General features: G+C 51.2%; 26 protein-coding genes and 1 tRNA gene. 17 read left to right on the top strand and 10 right to left on the bottom strand.

Annotated features, from left to right (window positions below; all coding sequences use genetic code 11):
- The first annotated feature begins 191 nt into the window (after positions 1-191).
- The 3 genes from A3193_RS05530 (at position 192) to purF (ending at position 2,478) form a co-directional block, all read left to right on the top strand.
- Positions 192-267, top strand: a tRNA-Ala gene (locus A3193_RS05530).
- A gap of 51 nt (positions 268-318) precedes the next feature.
- Positions 319-855 (top strand): CvpA family protein, encoded by a 537-nt coding sequence (locus A3193_RS05535; protein ID WP_305782004.1) that lies wholly within the window; start codon positions 319-321, stop codon positions 853-855.
- A 108-nt stretch (positions 856-963) separates the two neighbouring features.
- The gene (gene purF, locus A3193_RS05540) at positions 964-2,478 is read left to right on the top strand and encodes an amidophosphoribosyltransferase (RefSeq protein WP_069005181.1); all 1,515 of its coding nucleotides are present in this window, start codon (positions 964-966) and stop codon (positions 2,476-2,478) included.
- 59 nt (positions 2,479-2,537) lie between these two features.
- Here the strand turns inward: purF and A3193_RS05545 are convergent, their stop codons facing one another.
- Entirely contained in the window at positions 2,538-3,467 is a 930-nt protein-coding gene (locus A3193_RS05545) for a TauD/TfdA family dioxygenase (RefSeq protein ID WP_069005182.1), read from the bottom strand.
- A gap of 111 nt (positions 3,468-3,578) precedes the next feature.
- On the opposite strand from A3193_RS05545, the gene ubiT reads away from it, so the two are divergent.
- A complete protein-coding gene (gene ubiT / locus A3193_RS05550) occupies positions 3,579-4,070 on the top strand; it encodes a ubiquinone anaerobic biosynthesis accessory factor UbiT (RefSeq protein ID WP_235614906.1) in 492 nt (163 codons plus the stop codon).
- Positions 4,071-4,129: 59 nt separating this feature from the next.
- On the opposite strand, the gene murI is transcribed toward ubiT, so the two are convergent.
- From murI to A3193_RS05595, 9 genes are all read right to left on the bottom strand, one after another.
- On the bottom strand, positions 4,130-4,930 hold the full coding sequence (gene murI / locus A3193_RS05555) for a glutamate racemase (RefSeq protein ID WP_069014276.1): 801 nt from the start codon (positions 4,928-4,930) through the stop codon (positions 4,130-4,132).
- Positions 4,920-7,661: a response regulator gene (locus A3193_RS05560; RefSeq protein ID WP_069014277.1), complete on the bottom strand. Its 2,742-nt coding sequence runs from the start codon at positions 7,659-7,661 to the stop codon at positions 4,920-4,922. Before A3193_RS05560 ends, murI begins: the two co-directional genes overlap by 11 nt.
- Positions 7,648-8,709: an ABC transporter substrate-binding protein gene (locus tag A3193_RS05565; protein ID WP_069014278.1), complete on the bottom strand. Its 1,062-nt coding sequence runs from the start codon at positions 8,707-8,709 to the stop codon at positions 7,648-7,650. The genes A3193_RS05560 and A3193_RS05565 overlap by 14 nt, the downstream gene beginning before the upstream one ends.
- 16 nt (positions 8,710-8,725) lie before the next feature.
- The gene (locus A3193_RS05570) at positions 8,726-10,954 is read right to left on the bottom strand and encodes a TonB-dependent receptor plug domain-containing protein (protein ID WP_069014279.1); all 2,229 of its coding nucleotides are present in this window, start codon (positions 10,952-10,954) and stop codon (positions 8,726-8,728) included.
- Positions 10,955-11,277: 323 nt separating this feature from the next.
- The gene (locus A3193_RS05575) at positions 11,278-12,159 is read right to left on the bottom strand and encodes a U32 family peptidase (protein ID WP_069014280.1); all 882 of its coding nucleotides are present in this window, start codon (positions 12,157-12,159) and stop codon (positions 11,278-11,280) included.
- Between the two features lie 3 nt (positions 12,160-12,162).
- Positions 12,163-13,158: a ubiquinone anaerobic biosynthesis protein UbiU gene (gene ubiU, locus A3193_RS05580; protein WP_069005189.1), complete on the bottom strand. Its 996-nt coding sequence runs from the start codon at positions 13,156-13,158 to the stop codon at positions 12,163-12,165.
- 44 nt (positions 13,159-13,202) lie between these two features.
- Positions 13,203-14,120 carry a tRNA modification radical SAM protein MnmL/YtqA gene (gene mnmL / locus A3193_RS05585; RefSeq protein WP_069014281.1) on the bottom strand — a complete coding sequence of 306 codons (918 nt, stop codon included), beginning with the start codon at positions 14,118-14,120 and terminating at the stop codon, positions 13,203-13,205.
- 5 nt (positions 14,121-14,125) lie between these two features.
- A complete protein-coding gene (locus A3193_RS05590) occupies positions 14,126-14,725 on the bottom strand; it encodes a TatD family nuclease-associated radical SAM protein (protein ID WP_069005191.1) in 600 nt (199 codons plus the stop codon).
- A gap of 180 nt (positions 14,726-14,905) precedes the next feature.
- A complete protein-coding gene (locus tag A3193_RS05595) occupies positions 14,906-16,420 on the bottom strand; it encodes an HDOD domain-containing protein (protein ID WP_069014282.1) in 1,515 nt (504 codons plus the stop codon).
- Positions 16,421-16,643: 223 nt separating this feature from the next.
- Here A3193_RS05595 and A3193_RS05600 point away from each other — a divergent pair, with 223 nt between their 5' ends.
- The 13 genes from A3193_RS05600 to queC all read left to right on the top strand — a co-directional run bounded on the left by A3193_RS05600 (position 16,644) and on the right by queC (position 26,275).
- Positions 16,644-17,390, top strand: coding sequence for a YebC/PmpR family DNA-binding transcriptional regulator (locus A3193_RS05600; RefSeq protein ID WP_069014283.1), 747 nt, complete (start codon positions 16,644-16,646; stop codon positions 17,388-17,390).
- Positions 17,391-17,903: a crossover junction endodeoxyribonuclease RuvC gene (gene ruvC, locus A3193_RS05605; protein WP_069005194.1), complete on the top strand. Its 513-nt coding sequence runs from the start codon at positions 17,391-17,393 to the stop codon at positions 17,901-17,903.
- Positions 17,900-18,508, top strand: coding sequence for a Holliday junction branch migration protein RuvA (gene ruvA / locus A3193_RS05610; protein ID WP_069005195.1), 609 nt, complete (start codon positions 17,900-17,902; stop codon positions 18,506-18,508). The genes ruvC and ruvA overlap by 4 nt, the downstream gene beginning before the upstream one ends.
- Complete coding sequence (ruvB, locus tag A3193_RS05615; protein ID WP_139116971.1) at positions 18,505-19,557, top strand: Holliday junction branch migration DNA helicase RuvB; 1,053 nt, start codon at positions 18,505-18,507, stop codon at positions 19,555-19,557. Before ruvA ends, ruvB begins: the two co-directional genes overlap by 4 nt.
- 112 nt (positions 19,558-19,669) lie before the next feature.
- Positions 19,670-20,092, top strand: a complete 423-nt coding sequence (gene ybgC, locus A3193_RS05620) for a tol-pal system-associated acyl-CoA thioesterase (RefSeq protein ID WP_069005196.1) — start codon at positions 19,670-19,672, stop codon at positions 20,090-20,092.
- Complete coding sequence (gene tolQ, locus A3193_RS05625; protein ID WP_069005197.1) at positions 20,082-20,756, top strand: protein TolQ; 675 nt, start codon at positions 20,082-20,084, stop codon at positions 20,754-20,756. The genes ybgC and tolQ overlap by 11 nt, the downstream gene beginning before the upstream one ends.
- 16 nt (positions 20,757-20,772) lie before the next feature.
- Entirely contained in the window at positions 20,773-21,198 is a 426-nt protein-coding gene (gene tolR / locus A3193_RS05630; protein WP_068995559.1) for a protein TolR, read from the top strand.
- A gap of 2 nt (positions 21,199-21,200) precedes the next feature.
- Positions 21,201-22,073, top strand: a complete 873-nt coding sequence (gene tolA, locus A3193_RS05635) for a cell envelope integrity protein TolA (protein WP_235614907.1) — start codon at positions 21,201-21,203, stop codon at positions 22,071-22,073.
- Between the two features lie 12 nt (positions 22,074-22,085).
- Positions 22,086-23,378, top strand: coding sequence for a Tol-Pal system beta propeller repeat protein TolB (gene tolB / locus A3193_RS05640; protein ID WP_069005198.1), 1,293 nt, complete (start codon positions 22,086-22,088; stop codon positions 23,376-23,378).
- Positions 23,379-23,404: 26 nt separating this feature from the next.
- On the top strand, positions 23,405-23,950 hold the full coding sequence (gene pal / locus A3193_RS05645) for a peptidoglycan-associated lipoprotein Pal (protein ID WP_069005199.1): 546 nt from the start codon (positions 23,405-23,407) through the stop codon (positions 23,948-23,950).
- 14 nt (positions 23,951-23,964) lie between these two features.
- Complete coding sequence (ybgF, locus tag A3193_RS05650) at positions 23,965-24,780, top strand: tol-pal system protein YbgF (RefSeq protein WP_083218320.1); 816 nt, start codon at positions 23,965-23,967, stop codon at positions 24,778-24,780.
- 179 nt (positions 24,781-24,959) lie between these two features.
- Positions 24,960-25,601 carry a 7-carboxy-7-deazaguanine synthase QueE gene (queE, locus tag A3193_RS05655; protein ID WP_069014284.1) on the top strand — a complete coding sequence of 214 codons (642 nt, stop codon included), beginning with the start codon at positions 24,960-24,962 and terminating at the stop codon, positions 25,599-25,601.
- Positions 25,598-26,275 carry a 7-cyano-7-deazaguanine synthase QueC gene (gene queC, locus A3193_RS05660; protein ID WP_069014285.1) on the top strand — a complete coding sequence of 226 codons (678 nt, stop codon included), beginning with the start codon at positions 25,598-25,600 and terminating at the stop codon, positions 26,273-26,275. Before queE ends, queC begins: the two co-directional genes overlap by 4 nt.
- Positions 26,276-26,434 lie beyond the last annotated feature (159 nt).

Consider the following 26,434-nt stretch of genomic DNA (forward strand, 5'->3'; position numbering starts at 1 on the left):
TTTCAGGCAGGTTCTGAGCGAGATAGGGTTGGTAGAGAGATTTTGCCCCGTACTAAGGTTGATCACAGCTTGAGAAGCGGCAGAAACCCTTGTCGGTTGATTGACAGGGATTTGCATTGAAATATCCGCTGAAGATGTGAAAAAAATCAGTGGACAAGCGGGAGATAATCCCCTAATATGCCCGGCTTTCCGGGGCCATAGCTCAGCTGGGAGAGCGCAACACTGGCAGTGTTGAGGTCGGCGGTTCGATCCCGCCTGGCTCCACCAAATTTGATTAAGATTGGCCCGGATTCATTCCGGGCTATCTTTTTCAGGGTTATGCTGGCCTCCCAAGGTCATCTCTCGATTGCCCGACGGGGTAGCGGTATGCTCTGGATCGACATTCTGATTATCGCCATCATTGCACTCTCGGCTATCATCAGCCTAATCAGAGGTTTTGTGCAGGAGGCGTTGTCTCTCGCCACCTGGATCGCCGCATTCACAATCGCCTGGCTATTCTTTCGTCCTCTCGCCGTGGAACTGACTCCCTGGATCGATGTGCCCTCGATACGGCTTGGTGTGGCTTTTGGGCTTATTCTGATCGGTATTCTGATCCTCGGTGCGATTATCAACCACTTCATGAAGGTGCTGGTCGCCTCAACCGGGTTGAGTGGCACAGATCGGATGATCGGTATTTTTTTCGGAGTGGCCCGTGGTGCGGTCATGGTGGCAATTCTGGTCCTGTTGGCCGGTCTGACACCGTTTCCGAATGATCCATGGTGGAGTGAATCCCGCCTGATTCCCTATTTTCAGGATATGGCGCTCTGGTTGAAAGGCTTTCTGCCCAGCGACATTGCTGATAACTTCCACTATTGAGTGACAGGGATTGGTCGAAATGAATAGTTTGGGAATTTGCGCAGGCCAAGGACTCAATAAACTGTCCCGGCCATCGCTGGCTCCCATGCAGACCCTGGAGAACTGAATATGTGCGGTATCGTGGGTATTGTCGGTAAGACACCGGTCAATCAATCCCTTTATGATGCATTATTGGTGCTACAACATAGAGGTCAGGATGCTGCAGGTATCGTGACCTGCCATAAGGGCAAGCTCTATTTGCGCAAGGCAAACGGATTGGCCCGTGATGTGTTTCATACCCGTCATATGCTGCGGCTGAAAGGCAATATGGGACTTGGGCATGCCCGATACCCCACCGCCGGATGTGCCTCCTCAGCAGAAGCTCAGCCCTTCTACGTCAATTCACCCTATGGGATTACCCTGGCACACAACGGCAATCTCACCAATGCCAAGGAGTTGACAAGGGATCTGTTCGTCGAGGATCTGCGTCATATCAATACCTCGTCAGATTCCGAGATCCTGCTCAACATCTTCGCTCATGAACTGCAGATGCAGAATAAACTGCGGATTGCGCCTGAAGACATTTTCAAAGCGGTTGCCGGAGTGCATCGCCGCTGTCGGGGTGGATATGCAGCGGTTGCGATGATTCCCGGTGTCGGCTTGATCGGCTTTCGCGATCCCTACGCAATACGTCCGATTGTCTATGGCAAGCGGGAAACGGATCAGGGTACGGAGTACATGATCGCTTCTGAAAGTGTTGCCCTGGATGCCTTGGGTTTCGAACGGGTACGGGATCTGGAACCGGGCGAAGCGATCTTCATCAGCAAGGGGGGGCAGTTCTACGCCCAGCAGTGCGCTGCCAATACGGTGAAATCCCCCTGCATCTTTGAGTTCGTCTACTTTGCCCGTCCCGATTCCATAATCGACAATGTGTTTGTACACAAAGCCCGTTCCAGAATGGGCAAAAAACTGGCCAAGAAAATACTCAGGGAGTGGCCGGATCACGATGTGGATGTGGTGATACCAATTCCGGATACCAGCCGAACGGCCGCATTGACCCTGGCCAATGAGTTGAAGGTGCGCTATACGGAGGGTTTCATCAAAAACCGCTATATCGGCCGTACCTTTATCATGCCTGGGCAGACTGTGCGTAAAAAGTCGGTCAGACAGAAACTTAATGCCATCGATCTGGAATTCAAAGGCAAGAATGTTCTGCTGGTGGATGATTCCGTGGTGCGTGGCACCACATCTCAACAGATTGTGCAGATGGCAAGGGACGCCGGGGCCAAAAAGGTCTATTTTGCCTCTGCCGCACCACCGGTGATCTACCCCAATGTGTATGGCATCGATATGCCCTCTGCAAGTGAACTGGTAGCACACAACCGTACCATTGAGGAGGTGGAGGGGCTCATTGGGGCTGATCGCATGATCTATCAGGATCTACAGGATCTGATCGATGCGGTGATGAAGAAAGGCAAAACCGATATCGATCGATTTGATACGTCGGTATTCAATGGTGACTATGTCACCGGGGATGTGAGTGACACCTATCTGGAGCAGCTGGAACTGTTGCGTAACGATGGGGCCAAATCCCAGAGTGAGATGGCGGACAAAAGTGTCATCGATCTTCACAACGATAGCTGAGTAGTGATCAAAGTATCTGTGCCCCCCAGCAGGGCGTATTGGATTCGTGTGGACAGGCCCTAGCCGGTACCCGCGTTCCGTTGCGCGCTATTACTCAACCTGGGTTCACAGCCATGGAGTCGGTCGAAATAGCGTGCCCGGTAGATCAGTCGGGGAGTCTCCCCATCCTCGAAACCGCTTCTGGTATGTAGCACGTTATTACAGATCAATCCCTGACCCGCCATCAGTTTTCCCCTGAAGTGCCACTCCGACGGAGTGTGCAGGATCGATTTCAGGAAACTGACCGCTTCACTCAAACAGGCATCCTCACGCCAGGCGATACTGCGACTTCGATCCGTATAACGCATGTGCAGATGACCATCGGGATAGATGGCGAAGACAGGGCCGCTTCGGGCTGGCCTGATCTCTTCGCCATCAACCACATTGGCTGGTATCGTCATCGCCTGCGGATGCATCAATGCCCGGATGTAGTCCGGGTTTTCATCCATGATACGAATGAACACGATCTCATGGTCCAGCAGGTCGTTCTCTCCACCCGTTGCGGCAGGATTTACACAATGCAGCAGCAGTCCGTGGATCTGGTGTTGCAGATCGTTGTAGTAGCCATCAGTGTGCCAGGCGATGGGGCGATCGGAATAAGGGATATAGCCTCTATGCAGGGCATCAGACTGCACTGTCAATGAGGTGATGGCGTCATTGTCGGCACACATATTGTGATCCAATCGCTGCAGGCCGAATCGACTCCCCAGCTGCCGAATGATCTGTTTGTCTGCATCATGACCGGAAAGCCCTGCCCAGATTGCCATGTTCGACTTGCGGCAAAGCTGCTGGATTCTGTCATGCTCCGCCTGTGTGAGGTTGCGGGGGTCACCGATCTCCACGATCAGCGCTTCCAGCGAGCTCGGGTAGTGCCTCAGTTTTGCATCCCGCCAGGCTGCATAGCTATCTGAATTATCAGGATTAAAGGGTGATAATGCTTGGCTTGGCATGGTCTGGATTTTCGCACATTCAATGAAGTACTGATATGATACTGCGGTTAGCCCAGGCCTGCTAACATTAATCCCATTGGCCTGTTTAAGGAAAAGATCAATTTTTTACTGATGAGGCTCTTTGCCATGTATGCCGTATCCAGACGCCCATTGATGCCAAAAGCTTTGACACTGCCGTTGAAGATTTTGCCAGTTAAAGCCCATGGTTTGATATTGAGTGCCTTACTCAATCGGGTATTCCGCATACAGCTGGCTGAGGGCGAGCTCGATTTTCTCGAAGCAAGGGTGGTACAGATCAAGGTCAGTGATGCAGCGTTGCGTTACGCCTTGACCATGCAGAATGGCAGACTCACAGAAGCAGGAGGCCAGCCGGCCGACTTGACGATTTCCGGTTCTGTTTACGATTACCTGTTGTTGATCGCAGGCAGGGAAGATCCCGATACACTGTTTTTTCAACGTCACCTGGTGATGGATGGGGATACCGGCTTGGGGGTTCATCTCAAGAATATGCTGGCGGCTGTTGAGCCTGAAGAGCTGCCCATACCCCGGGAATTCAGAGCGATGGTGGAGCGGGGGTTGCAGCTCTACGAGCGGGTGCTTTGAAACGACGGCAACCTGCCTGAAGGGCGGGTTCTTAACTTTCCGCGTTCGGATTACTGGCCCTAGTCCAGTTCAGGCAGTAATTGCACTTGGACCGGAACCTTCAGTAGGCGCTCTATCCTTTTCTGAGTCTGCTCGGGAGGGGCGCTGCACCAGTACGCTTCACGGCCGGGCTTAGCTTCCTCAGTCAACAGATCGTGTGCGGACAACTGCCGTTGGAGTTGTTTGGCAACAGCAGGTCCGGTATCGATGATGGATATGCCGGCTCCGGCTTCATCGGCAATCATCTGTTTCACGAAAGGGTAGTGAGTGCAGCCCAGCACCAGGGTATCGACACCACGCTCAAGAATCGGTTGCAACTGTTGAGAGACAATCTGCCGTGTTGTCTGGTGATCGTGTCCATTCCGTTCAATGGCTTCTACCCAGCCATGACAGGGACAGATGATGATTTCAGATCCATCGGAATGTTGCTGAAGCAGGGCTTTAAACTTATGACTGTTAAGCGTGCCATGGGTGGCCAATACGCCAACCATGCCACTTTTACTCAGTGATATAGCCGGTTTCACACCTGGTTCCATGCCGATAATCGGTAACCTGTACGTCTCTCGAAGATCCTTGACGGCTGCCGCTGTTGCGGTATTGCAGGCGATAACAACCGCTTTTACATTTTGTGAAATCAAGAATTGTGTGATTACCCGGCTTCTATGAAGAATGTAATCCTTGTCTTTCTCACCATAGGGCAGGTGAGCCCGGTCTGAGACATAGACCAGATTCTCATTCGGCAGAAGCGAGCGGACATGTTCCAGTACGGATAAACCGCCGATGCCTGAATCGAAAATCCCAATCGCTGCATCAGACGGCATCACCAACCTCGTATTTCATTAGCCTTTCAATCTCATGCTCCAACTGTATATAACTGGCAAGGAGTTGATCGGTATTCTCCTGTTTACAGATCTTTTCAAACTCTTTAACTCTATAGTCGAGTGCCGGTACGCCACAAGAAGAGGTGGAACCATGGATTTTGTGGGCAAGTTCTTTGAGGTTGTTCCAGTCAGATTGATCGATGAGTTTTTTGATGGTTAAAAGTTGCTGAGGCAGTTCCAGGCAGAGTTGCTTGAACATTTCATCGGCAAGTCTTTGGTCACCACCGGTTATTGCCAGCAGTTTATCCATATCCCTGACCGGAAGTTCACTGAACGACATAACAGACTCGGATGTTTGCTGCTGAGATACGATCATTGAGTCGCTGGAATCCTGTGAAAATATCGTATTGATCACAGACCACATTTGGGGTTCATCAATCGGTTTCAGCAGATATCCATCCATGCCGGACTCAGCTATCTGGTTTCGAGTCGCAGGTACAGCGTCTGCGGTCAATGCAATAATCGGGGTGTGGCTCGAATCCTGCTCATTTCGCCGAATGATCTCAGCCGCCTCAGTACCTTTCATCTTCGGCATATGAATATCCATCAATATCAAATCGTAGCGGTTGTTTTGTGTTTTCGATATGGCACTTAAACCATCATAGGCCTCTGTAACGATTGCGCCTTTGCCTCTCATTAACGTACTGATCAGTTTGAGGTTGATGTCGTTATCATCGACTACAAGAATATTATAGTTTTCCAGGCTAGGTTGAGTGGTGTCTGCACTCTGTTTAGTGAGAAAGTCCGGTTGCCGCGCTTTGGTGGCAAAAATGGTCCTCAGGCTCTCTTCAAGTTTACTGGTGCTGAATGGTTTTGATAGATAGGTGTCATTACTCAATGACTGAAACTGTTCAATAACGGTTCTTTCCGAAGCACTGAGAAAGGTCAGTATTGGTATCTTACAGTGGGATTTCAGGCGTTGAATTTCAAATTCCGCAATACCTGAGGTGATTTCCGTATGTGAAAAGCCAAGTACAATCAGTTGAATGTCAGCTGTGCAGTCTATGGGAAACTGCCCGTCGATCACCTCTATCTGATAGGACTCCAAGGTATGTTTGAGAGCCAGATAGGAGAGTCTATGGTTGTCGATCAAAAAGGCACGTTTATGAAAGCCAAATGCTTGTTCATTGTTTAGGCTGCTGCTGGGTTTTGGCAAAGGAATTGAGACGATGAAATTAGAGCCTTTGCCAAGGCTGCTGAACAGTTCAATGTCACCATTCATCGATTGAGCCAGTTTTTTACAAATACTCAGTCCAAGGCCTGTGCCGCCATACATTCGACTGGTGGATGAGTCAGCCTGTTGAAATGATTCGAACAGCATGTTTTGTGCTTTATTGTCGATTCCTATTCCAGTATCGGTAATGGAAAACTTCAAAATACATCGACTGTTGGTTTCAGCGTCTATCATTACGCGGATAACAACTTCACCTTGATGTGTGAATTTAATTGCATTACTGATCAGGTTGACCAGGATTTGACGTATTCTTGGCTCGTCTCCGATCAGAATTTTCGGTACATCTGAATAGACCAACAATACCAGTTCGAGTCCTTTGTCATGAGCCGATGGTGAAAGCAGAACGGTAGGATCCTCAAAGCACTCTCTTACATTGAAGGGAGCGGTTTCCGGTTCAAGCTTGCCATATTCCAGTTTTGAGTAGTCGAGGATTTCATTGATGATGTCAAGCAGGTTAATCGCGGATTTGGATATTGTGCTGACCAGATCGCGCTGCTGTTGAGATAAGTCGGTCTTCAGCAATAGATTGGTAAAACCCAGTACGCCATTCATCGGTGTGCGGATTTCATGGCTCATGTTAGCCAGAAATTCAGATTTTGCCTTGCTCGCGGAGAGCGCGCGTTTCTTTGCCAGATCCAGTTCCACATTCTGTATTTCAATCGCTTCCATGGTCTCAGTAAGCTCTGCGGTGGCCTGGTTGATCTGTTGCTGCATGGTTTCGTGAGAATGCAGAATCCGGCTTGTCATCGCATTGAAGCCTTCCTCAAGGCTGCGGATTTCACCTTTTGATATCTCAGGTACACGTGCAGACAGGTCGCCGTCACGCATACGTGAAACGGCCTGGGTCAAACGGGCAATTGGATTAATTACCGAGCGACTGAGTGCAAGTGAGAAGAAAGCGGTAATAACCAGGCCCACTACCAGCATGATAATGGTATTTCTTATGATGCTGGTTTTGTTTTGGTTAAGCCTGGTTTTACTTAAGGTAAGGATAACATTACCCATACTCTTGGTGGTTTCAGTGCTGTTCTCCTGCAGTTGGTCCGGGTAATCGGTGATTTCAATATTTTCAATGATATAGATTGCTGGCGCGCTGAACTGGGTTAAGTTGCTGCTCTTTTCAATCACCTTCTTGTTCATGTGGGAGAGCAGTGCACCTGAGGCGTCGAAAACCTTGATACTGTGAACATCATCCTGGAGAAATACCGGTCTCAGGCTCATCTCAAGAATGGTTTTATCTCGGGTAAATATGCCATATACACTGATAGCCGCAGATTGATTGGCGATCGATTCACCGCGCTCGTTGAAGAGTTCGTTTAACTGCTCCAGCTGTGTGCTGATCAGGTAGATCGTCAACATCAGCGCCAAAATAAAGGCCGGCAATAGGCCAATCATCAAAGCCTGAAATTTCAGTGATCTGAGTTTAGTCAAAATCATGTTCTATATAATCCATCATTCGTGATTTCAGTTTTGATTCAGACTTGATAGGAAAGCCTAAGGAGCGGGCAACATCGGTGTTGAAAAGTACTGAAAAATACTTGCCCATCTGTTGTTCCTTCGGAATTGTCTGCAAACTGAACTCAGCAACGATATTATCCCTCACCTGATAAGCGAGATCCTCAGGTGATGAGTAGACTGAAGCCAACGCGCCTGCTTTGACATAAGCAGAAGAGAATCCTATCAACGGAATTCTCTGTCTGTAGGTCGAAAGCAAAATATTCGAAACCGTAGACCTGTTGTGGATTTTTGTATCAGGTGTCGCAAGAAAGATATCGATTTTTTCGAGTATACTGTTTAGTGCTGTTCCCACATACTCGCTGGATGAGACCTTTTCGGTTTGTAAATTGAGATCTAATTTCATTGCGGCATGTTGTAGTGATTCCACAGTGCCAAGGTCTTTACTGTCGACTACAACGCCAATTTCCTTAAATCGACTGGATAATGTCTTGATTAAAGCCAGGCTATGGCTAAGAGGCTGATCAATGTAGATGAAATGTTGGTTTGAATTGGCTCCGAGACTCTCCTCTATCAAAACGTTGTTTTTGGGAATCAGAGCAGAGATGATGGTTATATTGTTAGAGCTTTTTCCTAAGGCTAATGCGGCATGTGTTCCCAGTGTCACAATAACGCGGTAATTCCTATGAGATTGATGGTCATAGTTTGAGATGTGAACGATGTCGTAATTACTGTTCTGGCATTCGAGCTTTTGATTTCGACAATATTTGATCGTCGAGTTCGTGATTGTCGTGGCAACATCTAGATAGACATCCTTGTTGTCACTGAGCAATATTAAAATATTATTTCCCTCATCCTGCGGAATTACTGGCGCAGGTATAAATGAAAATAAAAATAGTAGAGAACCAACAAGTAGAGAGTGTTGTGTTGGTATTCTCTTAAAATTGTGATTGGCAAAAATACTCAGGGCATAGCGATAGAGACCGCTGTTGCAGCTCGATTGAGAAAAAATTTTCCCTGAATTTCTCATAAAAAACTAGCTGATACTAGTAGTTTAATTTAGCCTGAACGTATGCCCGTCTTTCCCAGATGTTGTACTCTTCATGCCTATCGCTGTTGTAAAAATCGATATTTTTCCCATGAATATTCTGCAGAATCAGGGCAACATCCAGTTTGCTTTGTTGTAATTTTAGTCGCTTGTTGAATTTTACGTCCAGGCGACTGTAATTTGGCACCGAATCTCCCTCTCCAGGCCACTGCATCTCGTCTGTGAAATAGTAGCCCAGGCTCATGGTAACCCCGTCATCGAAGGCGTGACTAGCCAATAGACTGAATGTACGCTGGGGTATTTTTACGTCAGCATTCTCCCGATAGCTGTAGACACCGTCTTTAAGACGCTTAATCTCATTACCGCTTACGTTGAGATAACTGAATCCAAGAAACACCAAATCTCTGTTAGTCGGTCTGAAATCCATTTCAAATTCGATGCCATTAACCTCAACTTTTCCGAAGTTTGTGTAGGTAAACGCACCTCTTTGATAAAAGCTGTTAAATTGATTGAGTATAGCTAAGTCAATTGGGTCCGTGATACCCCTGTCCGGGTCGGGTATGTCAAAATTGACGTACTGGTCGATAATGTCGCTATATTCCTCGTGCAACAGGCAAATATCAAAATTTAAACCGTAGTCTGTGAAATGTCCGAAGTAGCCTACCTCTATACGATCAATTTTTTGCGGGTCAAGATCTTCAGTACTGATTATCCAGGTGTTCAGGGGATCCTCATCGGATGCATGATAGAGCGAGAGATTGACATTGTCCTCAAACAAGGTTGGCATCCGGTAAGCCCTGGAGCCACTGATTCTCAGAGTGTTTTCTGGTGTTAAGTGATAATTGATACCCAATCTTGGCGAAAGGACTCTACGCTTGCCTTCAAACTTTTCCAGCATAGTTCCGGCATTGACTACGATGTCATCAGCGGCATACCACTCACTATTAATAAACAGTCTGTATAGATCCCTTGAAACAGTCTCATCGTTTTGAAACAGCCAACGGCTCTTGCCGCTGTCATGACGTGCCCCGACACCCCAGGCAATCCGCAAATCATCAAATGGTTCGAGGGTGTGTTCAACCTCTAAATCGTAACGATGAGATTCAAGCCCAATCCAGGAGAAGATTAGTGGTGAGTCAGTCAAGTTTAACGCTTGCAACAGTGAATCAAAATCGTAAAGTCCGTTAGAGATGAAGGCGGCAAATACATCAGGTCTCAGCTCCTCATCGAATTCCTGAAACTCGTCAATCGATATGATCTGCTCTGAAATTGTAGGCGTGTAATTAACATCATCTACTTCGTAGTAGTTGTGGTAGAACTGAACGCTGAGCTTGTTGCTTTCAGAGACAATATGATCCCAAGTCAGTTGTTGGTAGTTGTATTTTGTTTCCAATATTCTGTTTTCCTGGAGCGGATTGGAAAACTTCTCATCATAATCACCATTCACGGCGGCAACTTCAGCATTTAGGCTGTTGTGTTCGTTGAAATGGTAATCACCGGCAAGCTTCAGCCATTTTGTTCGACCGGCATCTTCTCGATTATCAAAACCTTCATCCTCTTTGTAACTGGCAGAGAGGCTGTAATCCAGTTTGCCTTCTGTGGCGGAGTGCTTTGCATCGATATATCGGGTCTTACCATATCCAATGGTAGATGAGATCATGGTACCCAACATGTCTCTGTTTCGATCAGTAACAATATTGATTACACCAGCATAGGAATTGGATCCGTAAGCTGCAGCATTGGGTCCTCGAATCACTTCAATTCTCAATATCTCATCAAGACTTAATGGGATCTCTGACCAGGGTATACCGCCATAAACAGGGTCATAGATTGAGCGACCATTGATCAGTACCTGCATGTCTCTGGCGTATTCATCTGCATGTCCATGGTAGGTAACAGTCGCCCTTGAGCCTGCGTAGAACCCAACTGTGAAGCCGGGGACTAATCTCAACAGGTCAGGGATATTCAGTGCCGTGCTGGCTTGGATCATTTTCCTATCGATCACCGTCATCGCTGTTGGCGTATCGGACTGTGACTGACTCAGCCGGGTTGCCGAGAGGACCACGGGTAGCTCATCATAGAAGTAATCTTCTGAGAAATTATCGAGATGATTGTCTCCATAGAGGCTAGAGGATGAAAGAATGGCACCTGTATAGAAAAGAGACAGGAGGAGAGGTTTGTGATGTTCTCGATTATGCATACGAAGACCTTGTATGGACTGATTCATATATTTCATCCATGAGTGACGACTCGCTCCGGTTGATCAACGCCAGTATAGAATGTCATTGATTCATAAATCTATTTTTGTTGATGGCGCTGCTTTGCACTGAGCCACATTGAATGGCTTTTTTACAATCGTAATTAAATCATGCTGCTGAAACCTGCTGCTACCAAGCAGGCAGAATATCAATATTACAATGATTTATAGGAGTTTGGGCAGAATCTAAATACTATCTGAAATCAATAAAATAGGCTTGATCCAAGTGCACAACCCAGATTTGGTTCACATCAAAGTGAAATCGCAGGATGCTTAAATGGGATTAGCTGGGACTAAATGTTGCCGCTTTTACCGTGCCAGTACCCGTCGCAGCTCCCCAACGGGATATATTTCTGCAGATCTTCGGATTGATTTCCTGCCAATGCTTGTGCATAGGCATCTGCAATTTTATCAGTGTGTCTGTATTGCGGGCTGATGCGCAGAATATCGACCTGCAGCTGCTTCATATCAGCCAGTTCCTGGAGCAGGTTACAGCTCTTTGCTGAGACGGTTTGAATGCCATTCAAAGCCAGTAAGGGCTCTCCATCCTGGGTTGAGAGGAGTCTGCCGTCTGGGTAGTCGATACATTTATATTGGCAGTCATCCTTTGGCAGGTTGTGAGAGCGGGCGGTGAAGCAACGGGCGGACAGGGTGAGTGGCATCCGACCGTAACAGAAAATTTCCGTCTCTACGCCTGCCGGTCGTTGCAGTTGCATTTGCTGCAACGTCTCCCTACCCAGTTCAAGCGGCATCACCCAGCGGATGAGCCCCTTCGCGGCAAGATGTTTCAGGGTTTCCGCATTGTAGATATTTATGCTGGGGCCGGTAGTGAAAGGCAAATGTCTTTGATGCAGGATCTGTACGGCACCGATGTCGTTGGCTTCCACGGTAAAGCGGCCATTTTCACAGATCTTTCTGAGGGTCTTCAGTTCGGATTCTGCCTCGAGCAGTGCCAGCGTGGAGAGCACGATCTGTTTGTCGCTCTGCTCACTCAGCTTGGTTGCGATGTCGATCCACTCCTGGGTCTTCAGGCTGCGGCGCTTGGAACAGACGGTTTCACCCAGGTAGATGATGTCCACCGGCATTTCTGCCGCCTGCTCATAGAACTGGTAGATCTCATCTCTTGACCAGTAGAACAGAATGGGTCCGAGTGACAACTTGGGATTGGTGCTCATGGATTATTGCCAGGGTCTGTAATAGGGGCCAAGGGTGGTTGAATTTCCTTCTGAAACCTGGTCGAGGGCACTCTGCCAGGCGGCTTGTGGCTGATAGCCTTGCGGGTCACGCTGACAGGCATCGATGGCGGCACGCCAGATTTTGGCAACCTGGGCAACATAGGCCGGCGCCCGCTGTCGGCCTTCGATTTTGATCGCTCTGACTCCGGACTCATAGAGTTGAGGCAGGAGTTCCAGTGTATTCAGGGAGGTGGGCTCCTCGATGGCGTAGTAAGTGTTGTCACCTACGGCAAAACGACCTTTGCATATCGTAGGATAACCGGCCTGTTCATCCCGGCCGTAGCGGTCGGTGAGGATACCGTTTAGGCGGGATTCCAGTCCCTCACTTGTCTCCCGATATTCAACAAATTGTGCCGGGGAGCAGGCACCGTGGGTGTTGGGTGATTCGCCGGTAACATAAGAGGAGAGTATGCAGCGGCCCTCAACCATCACACAGAGGCTGCCAAAGCCGAAAATCTCTATCTCGACCTGGCTGTTTTCGATTACCTGCCTGACCTGGCTGAGTGATAACACCCGAGGCAGAACAGCCCGCTTGATGCCAAATGAGTCGGCATAAAATGCCAGCGCTTCATAGTTGGTACTCGAGGCTTGAACGGAAAGGTGCAGGTTGAGGTCGGGATAGGTGCGATGGGCATACCCCAGGATACCGATGTCGGCGCAGATCAGGGCATCAACACCGAGTGACGCAGCGCTGTCCACCGCCTGACACCAACGCTCCCAGCCCTCAGGCCTTGGAAAGGTGTTGATCGCCATGAAGACCCGTTTACCACGGGATTTTGCATAACTGATCCCTTCACGGGCCCGTTTCAGATTAAAGTTGAGCCCGGGAAAATGGCGGGCGTTGGTATCATTTTGCAGCCCAAAGTAGACCGCGTCAGCGCCGTTATCGACGGCAGCTTTCAGAGAGGGCAGATTGCCGGCAGGGCAGACCAGTTCCATATTGCTTCTCATAGTTAATAATCCGGCGAGCAATTCATATCAGTTCAGGCAACGTTTCGGCAACTCTGGCGGCGACGTTGCAGTTCCCGGGCGATTCCATTTAACACCTGCCATTTGAATGCACACCAGGCGGGTGTCAGCAGAATTGTTTCGGAAGCGGTGCCGGTCAGTCTGTGCCAGACGATGTTGTCAGGCGCCTGTTCCACCAGATCGGCAGCGATCTGGATATAGTCGTTCATCGTCAAAGGGGTGTATTCGCCGTTTCGCCAACTGTTTGCCAGCCGGGTTCCTTTGACCACATGTAGCGGGTGCAGCTTGAGGCCGTCTGTACCGAGCGCTGTGACCCGCCGCAGACTCTCCCGGTTATGCTGGGAAGTTTCACCGGGCAGGCCGGCAATCAAATGGGTGCAGACCTTGATGCCCCGGCTTCTTGCTCTGAGTACCGCATCCTGGTATTCGGCGAACCCATGTCCCCGGTTGACCTGTTCCAGGGTCTCATCAAAAGCGGATTGCAGACCCAGTTCCAGCCAGATCTCATAGCCTTGTGTCTTATAACCGGAGAGTAGTTCCAATACCCCGTCGGGAACGCAGTCAGGCCGGGTTCCGATCGAGAGTCCGATGACATCCTGCTCGGCAAGCGCCTCATCATAACGCTCCGCCAACCGATCGAGAGAGTCGTAGGTATTGGTATATGCTTGAAAATAAGCAAGATATTTATTCGCCCCGGTACGCTTTCGAATAACCTCCCGGCCGGCTTGCAACTGTTCACTGATCGGTTTGGGACGACGGCCATTGGGGCTGAATGAGACATTATTACAGAAAGTGCAACCACCAAGCCCTTTGGTACCGTCTCTGTTAGGGCATGTGAACGCTGTATCAAGCGCAATTTTGTGCACTCTCTCCCCATAGCGATTGAGCAGATATTGCCCGAATGTGGGGAGTTGTTCAGCCAGGGTGGTCATGCGAATCAACCCACTACATTGAGTTCGCGGCGACGAAATTTCACTTTCAGTTGTCTTGCGATACCTTCACAGGCTTCGATATCGACCCCATCCAGGCCATCGATCGCTGTGGCGGTCACATCAGGGATATATTTTGTTGCCCGATCAAGAAATGCCAGCATAGCCTGATAGGAGCCAGGCAGGTTGGGGCGGCAGTGTAGATCGTAAATCTCACTGTTTTGCGCATTCAACGAGACCGACAGGGCATCGACGCATTGCGCCAGTTCAGGCAGGGTATCTTGTTTGTGCACCAGGTTGCAGAGTCCATCCGTATTGACCCGCACACGTCCGCCGTGCTGTTTGACATAGCGAGCAACCTCCAGCAGTACATTGAGCCTGAGTGTGGGTTCGCCATAGCCACAAAAGACAATCTCATCATATTTGGAGACATCGCCAATGGATGTGATCACCTCTTCGGCAGTAGGGCGGTGGTGAATGGTCAGGTCATAACCCTGTACCGTCATGTCACCCTGGGTCTTTGGGCAGAAAGCACACTCAAGGGTGCAGCGGTCGGTAATGCTGAGATAGAGATTGTTGCCGATTTGGTAGCTGATCTGCTGTTGCACGATGCTCTCATAGAGTGAGTTTAGAGAGGCTATCCTAGCGTTTGAAATGAGCGAAACAATGACTTTGGTCAAGACAATCACTGAGATAAAAAACTCAGTACAAGCAGATTATTGGTACGTAATCAGATCTGATTGAGTAATCGGTTCTAAGGGCGGCGTTCAGCGGTAATCGTGCAGTGCTTATTTGCCGCCACCCATTGTTTTCATCATTTTCTGGCAGATTACCTTGAAGTTTTCGAACTGCTGGCGAGTTACCCCTGGCCCACTTAAGCCGTTATCCGCGTAAAAAAGTCCCACCGGTTTGTTACGGATGAAGATCGACATGGAGACGAATCCACTGGTGTTGATCTGTTCTTTTGCCTCTTGGGGGATCATGGGAAGGTATTTTTCAGCATTATCCTTATTCAGAATAACAGCTTGAGGTTTGTTTAATAATATCTTGAATAAACTAGGTTTTTTTGTGTCAAGCGCAAAGCCTTTCAGGGACAGCTGCTGTTCTGACTCTATGACCAGGCGGGATCTGATCATGGCGCGATCGGGTGTAAGCATGGCAAACATGGTGCGGCTCAGGCCAAGATCCTCGTGCATCTGTTGCAGGGCGCTGTTGAGCATCTCCTGTAATGGGTTGCTCTTTTGTGCCGGTGGCGTGTCGCTGACAGCTGCGGGTTTTTGCTGTTTCACTGCAGGTGTTTCTGTTTCAGGGGGCGATTTGCTGGTGCTGGGTTGTGTCTTCTGATCTGGCGCCGGTTGAGGTTTTTCCAGCGCAGCCTTTTGGGACGGGGGTGTGTGCTTGGTCGGTTGTTCCGCTTTTCTACTGGCAGACTTTGTGACGGGCTTCGGATCGCCGCTGATGATATAGAAGCCCGGCAGTGGCAGGGGGAGGGCATGCAGATCCCGCGCGGCCTCTGCGGCCAATCGGTGTAGCGCTGAAATGGCATTTTCCTGGGGGATTTCCAGGAACTCGGCCAGCAGTTCCATATCCCCTAAGGTCTTTTCCCGCTGCCAACCCAGGCTGGTTTCCCGGGCGATTGCAGAGGAGAGCATCACCGAGAGGGGTTTGGGCAGAAAACTGTTGGAGATACCCTGTGACTCTTTGATCAGATCCGGCAGTTGCCAGCGTTCGCTCAAGTGGATATTGAGTGTCTCGAATGTGCAGCCCAACTCGGCTTTGGCAACACTCTCCCGGTCATCCCCGCTGAGAATTTTGTTTTGCACACGCTGCATCTCATCCGGAACCACAGACCACAGGGCCATCTCGCCGATATCGTGCAGCAGGGCCCCGGTATAGAGTCCATCCGTGTCCGGCAGATTACGCATCTTGGCCAGACTGCGGACATAAAGTGCTGCATGAGCCGCCCGACTGTAGCAATTGTAGAGACCGCGTCTTGGGGGACCTTTCAGTTTATCCTCGAGGGAAGGCAGGGTTTTACTGGCCTGTTCGATCAACTCCATCCCCAGCATCGGGATCGCCAGTGTGATTCGGGTGATCGGCTCCTTGGGTTGATTGGGAAGCTGACTGAGCTTTTGCATCACATACAGGCTGAATCCCGGATCTCGCGAGATCACTTCCGAAAGCCGGGTATGGTTAACGCTGGATTTGTTGAGTAGGTCTCTGACCTGGGTCAGGGTGCGCTGCATGACGGGGATGGATTCGGACGAGATCTGCCGTACCCACTCTTCAACGGTCTGGGACATAGCCTGCAAGTATTATGGTTGATGAGGTTTTCTGCATTCAGAAACACCCCTGGGTTAATCGTTTATCGCTCCAAGATAAAACCTATGTGGTGCGCTGGCAAGGTCTGATTGGCACTACAACACCCAATCCGCCTCTCGGCCGGTAGGGGAAATTACTTGGTTTCTGCGGGAACGGGGGGGTGTTAAACTAACCGGTTTGAATATTCGGTATTGAGAGGTTTGTATGGCAGGACACAGTAAGTGGGCCAATATCAAGCATAAAAAGGCTGCAAATGATAAAAAGCGCGGCAAGATCTGGACCAAATTGATCCGTGAGATCACAGTCGCTGCCCGCATGGGGGGCGGTGATCCCAATGCCAATCCCCGATTGCGTCTGGCAATGGACAAGGGCCTTGGCGCCAACATGCCCAAAGATACCATTGAACGTGCGATCAAACGGGGTGCCGGCGGCAGCGATGGCGAGAACTACGATGAGATTCGCTATGAAGGTTATGGGCCCGGTGGTACGGCCGTCATGGTGGATTGTATGACCGACAATCGCAATCGCACAGCCTCTGAAGTACGTCACGCATTCAGCAAGCTGGGTGGTAACCTTGGAACGGATGGATCGGTCGCCTATCTGTTCACCAAACAGGGCATCATCAGTTTTGCAAGCGGCTCCGATGAAGAACAGGTTATGGATGCGGCGCTTGAGGCCGGCGCTGAGGATGTGGTCACCAATGGTGACGGCTCCATCGATGTGATCGCCACACCGGAGAGTTTCTCCGAGGTGAAGGATGCCCTGATTCAGGCGGGATTAGAACCGGAAAATGATGAGGTTACCTATGTGGCTTCGACCCAGGCGGAGCTGGATGAGGGGGATGCGGACAAACTGCTGCGCATGATCGATATGCTTGAAGATCTCGACGATGTGCAGAATGTCTACACCAATGCAGAGATTTCAGACGAAATTCTCGATGCAGTTGGCTGAATGCTAAGGATAATCGGCATTGATCCGGGTTCCCGGATTACCGGGTTTGGATTGATCGAATCCGATGGTGTACACACCACCCATCTGTTTCATGGTGTGTTACGCCTGGAGGGCGAAGCCCTGGCGCCCAGACTGGGACAGATATTTACCGGCATCAGTGAAGTGATCAACGAGTACCAACCTGAAGTGATGGCGATTGAGCAGGTCTTCGTTTCGAAGAATCCTTCATCGGCACTCAAACTGGGCCAGGCCAGAGGCGCGGCGATCTGTGCTGCGGTCAATCAGGGACTATCGGTGGCGGAATACTCACCCAGAGGTATCAAGCAGGCTGTCGTGGGCACCGGTCGGGCTGAAAAAACCCAGGTCCAACACATGGTGCAGATGTTGCTGAAGCTGCAGAAAAAGCCACAGGCCGACGCAGCAGATGCCTTGGCAGTGGCATTGAGCCATGCCCACAGTAGCAGGATTGGATATGCAAAGCGTAACAATGGTATGAGAGGTTTTCAGCCGTGATCGGTCGTCTAAGAGGCGAACTCGCCGCTAAGCAGGCACCCCATCTGTTGCTGGATGTGGGTGGTGTCGGATATGAAATCGAAGCGCCACTTTCGACCATATTCTCACTCCCGGAAATCGGTCAGAAGGTCACCTTGCTGACCCATTTGATCGTTCGGGAAGATGCCCATGTACTGTATGGCTTCAGTAATGAAACAGAGCGAACTTTGTTTCGTAACCTTCTGAAAGTAAATGGTGTGGGAGCCAAGATGGCATTGACGATTCTCTCCGGCATGAGTGCCGATGAGTTTGCCCGCTGTGTCGAGTTCGAGGATGTCGCTGCACTGGTCAAACTGCCGGGTATCGGTAAAAAGACTGCCGAGCGGCTGATCATCGAAATGCGTGACCGATTAGCGAAATTGTCCGCTTTCAGTGTCTCCGGTTCAGGGACTCAATCCGTGACAGCGGATCAGCCCGCCTCAGCCAATGCGGATGCCGTGTCGGCACTGGTGGCACTTGGATACAAACCACAGGATGCCAGCCGTATGGTTAAAAGTGTGGAACAGCAGGATATGGACAGTGAAGCACTTATCAGGGCGGCCCTTCAGGGTGCGGCTAAAAAATGACAGGATCACCGGTGAACGAAGAACCCAGACTGATCGATGGTGCGGCGACAGGAGATGATGATCTACTGGAGCGGGCCATCCGGCCCAAACAGTTGTCCGACTATGTGGGGCAGGCGGCTGTCTGTGAGCAGATGGAGATCTTCATAACTGCGGCAAGGGGGCGCGAAGAGGCCCTCGATCACGTACTGATTTTTGGTCCCCCCGGATTGGGCAAGACCACTTTAGCGCATATCATCGCCAACGAAATGGGGGTCAATCTTCGACAGACATCCGGGCCGGTACTTGAGAAACCCGGGGACCTGGCTGCCCTGTTGACCAATCTGGAACCCCATGATGTGCTGTTTGTCGATGAGATTCATCGCCTCAGTCCGGTGGTGGAAGAGGTGCTCTATCCGGCGATGGAGGATTTTCAGCTCGATATCATGATCGGTGAAGGCCCTGCCGCCCGTTCCATCAAGCTCGATCTGCCTCCCTTCACCCTGGTCGGTGCAACCACCAGGGCGGGACTGCTGACCTCACCGCTGCGGGACCGTTTCGGGATCGTACAACGCCTGGAGTTCTATGATGCTGAGGATCTGGCACGAATCGTCAGTCGATCTGCGGGAATCCTGAATATCGGTATCGACGCTCCAGGTTCCGGGGAAGTTGCTCGACGCTCGCGGGGAACCCCCAGAATCGCCAACCGTCTGTTGAGAAGAGTTCGCGACTATGCCCAGGTCAAAGGGGATGGTCATATTTCGGCAGAGCTTGCAGACAAGGCGTTGAAGATGCTCAAGGTGGACAGTAATGGATTCGACAGCATGGATCGTCGACTGCTGCTGGCAGTCATTGAGAAGTTTGATGGCGGACCGGTAGGGGTTGATAATCTGGCTGCGGCAATCGGTGAGGAGAAGGGCACGATTGAGGATGTACTCGAGCCCTATCTGATACAGCAGGGGTTTATGATGCGAACGCCAAGGGGTAGAGTCGCCACACAGGCGGCCTATCTGCATTTTGGCTTGACCCCCAGGTCCGGGGATAAGATGCCATCTGAGGATGACCTGTTTTAGGGGCTGTTCACATGAATAGCGAATACGGATTGATCAGGGAACTCGGATAACATCACACAATCATAGTAGGTTAGTTTCGGCAGCGTAATCGGTCGAATAACGGTCTTGGGGTATGAACAGCAGTCAAAATCGATTTCTCTGGCCGGTCAGGGTCTACTACGAAGATACCGATGCCGGTGGTGTGGTCTATTACGCCAACTACCTGAAATTCATGGAGCGGGCCCGAACCGAATGGTTGCGGAGTAAAGGCTTCGAGCAAGACGAGTTACTGCAGAAAGACGGGATCATCTTCGCAGTTCGTCATGTCGATGTGGGATACCATCATCCCGCCCGCTTTAACGATGCGCTGGAGGTCTCTGCCACTGTTTCACGGAAGGGGCGAGCCAGCCTGACTTTCTACCAGGAGGTGGTGCGCGCTCAGGATACACACCTACTTTGCCAGGGAGAGATCAAGATTGCTTGTGTGAATATGAAGACGATGCGCCCAACACCTATTCCAAAACATATTTTGCTGGAGATTGCGGATGTCGACTGACCTCTCCATTACCCATCTGATTCTGAACGCCAGCCCGGTCGTACAGTTCGTCATCGCCTTGCTGGTGTTTGCCTCACTCAGCTCCTGGAGCATGATCTTCGATCGCATGCGGGTGCTGAAGAGTGCCATGAAAGATGCGGATGAATTCGAAAGCCGTTTCTGGTCGGGTGGTGACCTGGCGGAACTCTACCGCCAGCTGGAGCGTGAAACCGATGATGAATCGGGCATGGCCTCGGTGTTTCGGGCCGGGTTTCGTGAATTTGCCCGCCTGCGCACCAAGGGGCACAAGGACCCGATGGCTATGGTGCAGGGGGCGCAACGCTCGATGCGGGTCTCTTTGAACCGGGAGGTCGATCGCCTGGAGAGTCATCTTTCAACCCTGGCAACCATCGGTTCCACCAGCCCCTATGTGGGACTCTTCGGTACCGTCTGGGGAATCATGAACTCATTTACCGCGCTGGGTAACGTCAAGCAGGCCACCCTGGCGCTGGTCGCCCCGGGTATCGCAGAGGCCCTGATCGCCACAGCGATCGGTCTGTTTGCCGCGATTCCTGCCGTCATCGCCTATAACCGCTACTCCAACGATGTGGAACGCCTGAACAACCGTTACGACGACTTCGTGGAAGAGTTTGCAACCATCCTGCAACGGCAGGCTGTATCCTGATCGGGTTTATGAACAGATGAGTCGCAGCAAAAATCGTCGTCGTCCGATGTCTGAGATCAATGTGGTCCCCTACATTGATGTTATGCTGGTGCTGCTGGTTATTTTTATGATCACGGCACCACTACTGACCCAGGGGGTACAGGTGGAGCTGCCCCAGGCCGATGCGGAACCCCTCTCCAGTGAAGTGGACGAGCCCCTGGTGGTGACGGTAAATCAGGCAGGGGACCTTTTTATCGACATTGGTGAGGATAAGGATCAACCGGTGGAAGAGGATGCCCTGGTCGAGCGGGTGCGGGCTGTACTCAAGTACAAACCCAAGACCCCGATCATGGTACGTGGTGACAGAGGCGTACCCTATGGTCGGGTTGTGGAAGCGATGGTGCTGCTTCAGGCAGGGGGTGCACCAAGTGTAGGTCTGGTTACTGAATCACCGGAGAAGTAGTCGTGTTAGGGGTGCTCAAACGCAATCCATTTTCGGTGATGCTGGCACTGTTGCTGCATTTTGTGATCGTATTCTTTCTGGTGTTTGGCGTCGATTGGGAGAAAAAACCGAAACCGATTGCCTCCCAGGCCAATGTGGTACAGGCGCACACCATCGATCTGGACAAGATCAATGAGAAAAAGGCCGAGGAGAAAAAGGCTCAGCAGCTGAAGAAACAGCAGCAGGAGAAAAAGCGGCGTCAGGCTGAAGAGAAGAAACGTCAGCAGGCGCTTGAAAAGAAACGGGTCGCTGAACAGAAAGCTAAACAGAAACGTGAGGCGGAAGCCAAACGGAAAGCAGAGGCAAAGCGAAAAGCGGAAGCCAAGCGTAAGGCGGAGGCCAAACGAAAAGCGGAAGCCAAACGAAAGGCAGAAGCCAAGCGTAAGGCGGAAGCAGAAGCGAAACGGAAAGCTGAGGCGAAACGCAAAGCAGAAGCCGAGGCAAAACGCAAAGCCGAGGCCAAGCGCAAGGCGGAAGCAGAAGCGATGCGTCGTGCTCAGGCTGAACGGGAAAGGGCGCTTCAGGCGCAGATCGCCGCTGAGCAGAACAGTCGTGAAATCGATCGTTATGGTGCGGTTATCAAGCAGCAGATTGAGCGTAACTGGCTGAAACCGGCCCAAAACACGGAAGGACTCTCGTGTGTGGTGCAGGTCAGGCTGATACCCGGTGGGGATGTGGTACCCGGCGGAGTCAGCATTGTCCGCAGCAGTGGTAATGCGGCTTTCGATCGTTCGGTTGAGGCTGCGGTCTACAAGGCGGCGCCGCTTCCGGTACCCAGTGGTGCTCTGTTTGAATCGTTCCGCTCATTAAGATTAAACTTTAAGCCGAATAAATAACTAATTGTTAATATGAAAAAAATAGTTTTGATGTTGCTGGTGTTTTTGGCTTGTCATTCCGTGGTGAAAGCCGAATTGACCATCGAGATAACCGAAGGTGTGGAAGGTGCGCTGCCGATTGCTGTGGTACCTTTCGGTATGCCGGGCAGGGGACAGCCGGCGGTGGATCTGGCTGAGGTGATCAATGCGGATCTGCAGCGGAGCGGACGTTTCAAGACCATCCCGCGGGCTGATATGCTCTCCCGTCCCACCTCCGATCGTGAAGTGGAATTCAAAGACTGGCGGGCACTGGGTGTGGAGAATCTGGTGGTCGGTCAGGTGGAGTCCACCGGAGCGGGAACCTATCAGGTTCAGTTTCAACTACTCGATGTCTATCGGGGTCAACAACTCACCGGTTACAGCATCCCCACCACGGCATCCAACCTGCGCAGTACAGCTCACCGGATTGCCGATATCATCTATGAGAATCTGTTGGGAATTCCCGGTGCATTTTCCACCCGGGTCGCCTACATCACCTCAACCCGGCTGGCTGATGGCAAGAGCCGGATCGGTCTGAATGTTGCGGACGCGGATGGTCATAATCCGGAGACCATCGTCAACTCCAGCGAGCCTCTGATGTCACCGGCCTGGTCCCCGGACGGGATGAAAATCGCCTATGTCTCTTTCGAAGGAGGACAGTCGGCGGTCTATGTTCAGGGTGTCTACACCGGCAAGCGTCAGAAAGTCACCTCCTTCAAAGGCATCAACGGGGCGCCAGCCTGGTCCCCGGATGGCCGCAAACTGGCCCTTACCCTGTCGAAGGGAGGCAATCCGGATATCTATATCTTCGATATGCGCAGCCGCAAGCTGCAGCAGATCACCCGTCACTACTCGATCGACACCGAGCCTGCCTGGTCTCCGGACGGTAAGAGTCTGGTGTTTACCTCGGATCGCGGAGGCAAACCCCAGATCTACCGGGTATCCGCTTTTGGCGGCAAGGCGCAACGTGTTACCTTTGAAAACAGTTACAATGCCCGGGCTTCGTTCTCACCCGATGGAAAACTGCTGACCTTTGTCACCCAGGACGAGGGTAACTATCGGATTGCGGTGCAGGATCTCAAAACCGGCGTAATGCAGGTCTTGAGTCAGGGGAGACTGGATGAGTCACCCAGCTTTGCACCCAATGGCAGTATGATTATCTACGGCGCCAAAGCTGGACGCCGTGGCGTACTCGCTGCAGTCTCGACCGATGGGCGGGTCAGACAGCGTCTTGCCTTGCAGGAAGGGGATGTACGCGAACCGGATTGGTCACCTTTTAAAAAATAATGCACGAGTGAATTAGGAGAACTTCCATGAAAAAAGTGCTGTCACTATCTGCCACCATCACACTCTCTCTGCTGTTGATGATCGGCTGTTCCTCCACCCCAACCACTGAAGGCGGGGCCGAGGTCTCTGAGCAATCCACCGGCGCTGCAAGCGAAATGGGAGCAGAAGGCAGTGAAGCGTCCACCTCTGCTGCCTCACAGGGCGAAGAGTGGTACGGCGATCCACTTGAGAATCCCAACAGCCTGCTGGCTACCCGAGTGATCTATTTTGACTACGACCAGAGTGTTGTGCGATCTGACTACCTGGAAGTGATCCAGGCTCATGCAGACTATCTCGCCGCCAATCCACAGGCCGTTGTCCGCCTGGAAGGTCATGCGGATGAGCGGGGAACCCGTGAATACAATCTTGGTCTGGGTGAAAACCGGGCCAACTCGGTACGCAGCCTGATGATGGCTCAAGGCGTGGCGGATAACCAGATGGTGGTCGTCAGTTATGGTGAAGAGAGACCATCTGCCTTCGAAAACACCGATGAGGCAATGGCTCTCAATCGACGTGTTGAATTGGTCTACTGATTGGGGAGAGGTTCATGAACTCACGCTTCAGACTGGCGATAATCAGCCTGGCGATCGGGCTGGGGGTTAGCACTCCGATTCTGGCAGCAGAGAATGGTCCAAACATGGAACAGCGTCTGCAGCGGATTGAGCGGATGCTGCAAAATCAGAGTCTGGCGGATCTGGTGCTGCAACTGCAGCAGTTACAGAGAGAGGTACAGCAGTTGCGTGGCGATGTGGAGTTGCAGAAACACACCATGGACGCCATGAGCCGCCGGCAACGGGATCTCTACCTGGACATCGATCAGCGGTTGTCACGCTTTCAATCTGGCGGCGCGGTTACACCCCCACCGGTTTCCGCACCACCTCCGGTATCAGCACTACCCACTGCAAACCAGCAGAGTGGTGAGCCGCCGATCGCATCGATTGAGTCAACCAGCTCCGTGGTAACACCCCCGGATCCTCAACAGGAGGAGATGGTCTACCAGGAGGCATTCAATCTGTTGAAGCAGGGGCGCTACCCGGAGTCGATTACCGCCTTTAGCGCATTTCTCAAAGATTACTCCGGTGGCAGTTATGAGGATAATGCCCAGTACTGGCTGGCGGAAGCGAGTTATGTGAACCGGGATTTCGATACCGCCCTGGCAGAGTTCACCAAGGTGAGGGAAAGGTATGCCCAGAGTCCGAAGGTTCCCGGTGCGATGCTGAAGATGGGGTATATCCATTACGAGAAAAAGCAGTGGGATGAAGCGAAAAAGGTACTGCGTGAACTTCAGTTGAACTATCCTGCCACCACCGAGGCCCGACTTGCTGAAAAGCGGATTCAACGAATCACAAAAGAGGGGCGCTGAGACAGGTCAGCTCTCTGATTGATTCAACCTTTACTCGCTAATCGCTGAATTGATGCGTGGTTCGATCCATAGGGTGCGGTTCTCCGCACCCTTTTTGCATTTATCACCACCAACTGTTAAAAAAATCTATCCATCCTACCGGTCGATCATCTCTCAAACCCATTTGGCTCAACCTGGAAATGTCACAATTACGTATCACTGAGATCTTTGTTTCCCTGCAGGGGGAGTCAAACACGGTCGGCTTGCCGACCGTTTTCATCCGTTTGACCGGCTGCCCTCTGCGCTGCGTCTACTGTGATACTGAATATGCCTTCAGTGGTGGCGAAAAAATGCCGATCGAATCGATACTGCAGCAACTCTCGAATCTACGGATCAATCGGGTCTGCGTCACCGGTGGCGAGCCACTGGCCCAGGCGGCATGCACGGAACTGATGAGCCGACTCTGTGATGCTGGATATGAGGTCTCACTGGAGACCAGTGGTGCATTGGATATCAGCACGGTTGATCCAAGAGTGGTGCGGGTCATCGATCTTAAGACGCCGGGTTCCGGTGAAGTGAGCAAAAACCGCCTCACCAATCTGGACTGTTTGAGAGAGGGTGATCAGCTCAAATTTGTCATCAGTGACAGGGATGACTATGAGTGGAGCAGGGCGATGCTGAAGGATCATGAGCTGGAAAGCAGGTGTGAAATCCTCTTCTCACCCGTACATGGTAAACAGAATCCAACTCAACTGGCGGAGTGGATTCTGCAGGATAGATTGAATGTCAGGTTTCAAATGCAACTCCACAAACTGTTATGGGATGATCAACCAGGGCGATGAATAAGAAAGCCGTAGTTTTACTCTCAGGTGGTCTCGACTCCGCCACTGTGCTGGCGATCGCCCGAAGTCAGGGTTATGAGTGCTATGCACTGAGCATGGCCTATGGTCAGCGCCATGCCGCTGAACTGAGTGCCGCAGCCAATATTGCCAGCTCGCTCGGAGCTGCCGATCACAAGGTGATGTCCATCGGGCTCGATTCAATCGGTGGTTCGGCATTGACCGATACCTCCATCGAGGTTCCAGAGCAACTCGCTGATGGCATCCCGGTGACCTATGTGCCGGCAAGAAATACCGTCTTCCTCTCACTGGCCCTGGGTTGGGCGGAAGTGCTTGATGCCCAGGAGATCTTCATTGGCGTCAATGCGGTGGACTATTCCGGTTATCCCGACTGCCGACCTGAATTTATCCGCGCCTTCGAACAGTTGGCCAATCTGGCAACCAAGGCTGGCGTGGAAGGCAAGGCTTTTATAATCCACACACCTTTGATCGATCTGACCAAAGGCGAGATCATTCAGCAGGGGATCAAGCTGGGACTCGACTACAGTCTGACCGTATCCTGCTACCAGGCGAATGAGCAGGGAGAGGCTTGTGGCAGTTGCGACTCCTGCCGCTTGAGAGCGCGGGGATTTGAGGAAGCCGGGATTGCCGATCCCACACGATACTGCAAAAGCTGAATTGCGGTTTCAATCACTTCGCAAAAGAACCTGTATCAACACAAATTGCGAGACCCTTGATCAGGCCCGCTGTGGTCGATCTATTCATCCGCTTCCAACAGGATGCAGGCATCCGTTCGATGAACTTGAATCAGCCATGCCGGCGCTCCAAATCAATTC

The organism is Candidatus Thiodiazotropha endoloripes (assembly GCF_001708965.1).
Taxonomy (GTDB): Bacteria; Pseudomonadota; Gammaproteobacteria; order Chromatiales; family Chromatiaceae; genus Thiodiazotropha; species Thiodiazotropha endoloripes.

Coding starts and splice junctions, on each gene's coding strand:
- queC (WP_069014285.1), top strand. CDS start 25,598: ATGAATAAGAAAGCCGTAGTTTTACTCTCAGGTGGTCTCGACTCCGCC.
- tolR (WP_068995559.1), top strand. CDS start 20,773: ATGAGTCGCAGCAAAAATCGTCGTCGTCCGATGTCTGAGATCAATGTG.
- A3193_RS05545 (WP_069005182.1), bottom strand. CDS start 3,467: ATGCCAAGCCAAGCATTATCACCCTTTAATCCTGATAATTCAGATAGC.
- A3193_RS05595 (WP_069014282.1), bottom strand. CDS start 16,420: ATGTCCCAGACCGTTGAAGAGTGGGTACGGCAGATCTCGTCCGAATCC.
- tolB (WP_069005198.1), top strand. CDS start 22,086: ATGAAAAAAATAGTTTTGATGTTGCTGGTGTTTTTGGCTTGTCATTCC.
- queE (WP_069014284.1), top strand. CDS start 24,960: ATGTCACAATTACGTATCACTGAGATCTTTGTTTCCCTGCAGGGGGAG.
- ybgF (WP_083218320.1), top strand. CDS start 23,965: ATGAACTCACGCTTCAGACTGGCGATAATCAGCCTGGCGATCGGGCTG.
- ybgC (WP_069005196.1), top strand. CDS start 19,670: ATGAACAGCAGTCAAAATCGATTTCTCTGGCCGGTCAGGGTCTACTAC.
- A3193_RS05560 (WP_069014277.1), bottom strand. CDS start 7,661: ATGATTTTGACTAAACTCAGATCACTGAAATTTCAGGCTTTGATGATT.
- ruvC (WP_069005194.1), top strand. CDS start 17,391: ATGCTAAGGATAATCGGCATTGATCCGGGTTCCCGGATTACCGGGTTT.
- tolQ (WP_069005197.1), top strand. CDS start 20,082: ATGTCGACTGACCTCTCCATTACCCATCTGATTCTGAACGCCAGCCCG.
- A3193_RS05570 (WP_069014279.1), bottom strand. CDS start 10,954: ATGAATCAGTCCATACAAGGTCTTCGTATGCATAATCGAGAACATCAC.
- A3193_RS05565 (WP_069014278.1), bottom strand. CDS start 8,709: ATGAGAAATTCAGGGAAAATTTTTTCTCAATCGAGCTGCAACAGCGGT.
- mnmL (WP_069014281.1), bottom strand. CDS start 14,120: ATGACCACCCTGGCTGAACAACTCCCCACATTCGGGCAATATCTGCTC.
- A3193_RS05600 (WP_069014283.1), top strand. CDS start 16,644: ATGGCAGGACACAGTAAGTGGGCCAATATCAAGCATAAAAAGGCTGCA.
- murI (WP_069014276.1), bottom strand. CDS start 4,930: ATGCCGTCTGATGCAGCGATTGGGATTTTCGATTCAGGCATCGGCGGT.
- A3193_RS05575 (WP_069014280.1), bottom strand. CDS start 12,159: ATGAGCACCAATCCCAAGTTGTCACTCGGACCCATTCTGTTCTACTGG.
- pal (WP_069005199.1), top strand. CDS start 23,405: ATGAAAAAAGTGCTGTCACTATCTGCCACCATCACACTCTCTCTGCTG.
- purF (WP_069005181.1), top strand. CDS start 964: ATGTGCGGTATCGTGGGTATTGTCGGTAAGACACCGGTCAATCAATCC.
- A3193_RS05535 (WP_305782004.1), top strand. CDS start 319: ATGCTGGCCTCCCAAGGTCATCTCTCGATTGCCCGACGGGGTAGCGGT.
- ubiT (WP_235614906.1), top strand. CDS start 3,579: ATGAGGCTCTTTGCCATGTATGCCGTATCCAGACGCCCATTGATGCCA.
- ubiU (WP_069005189.1), bottom strand. CDS start 13,158: ATGGAACTGGTCTGCCCTGCCGGCAATCTGCCCTCTCTGAAAGCTGCC.
- ruvB (WP_139116971.1), top strand. CDS start 18,505: ATGACAGGATCACCGGTGAACGAAGAACCCAGACTGATCGATGGTGCG.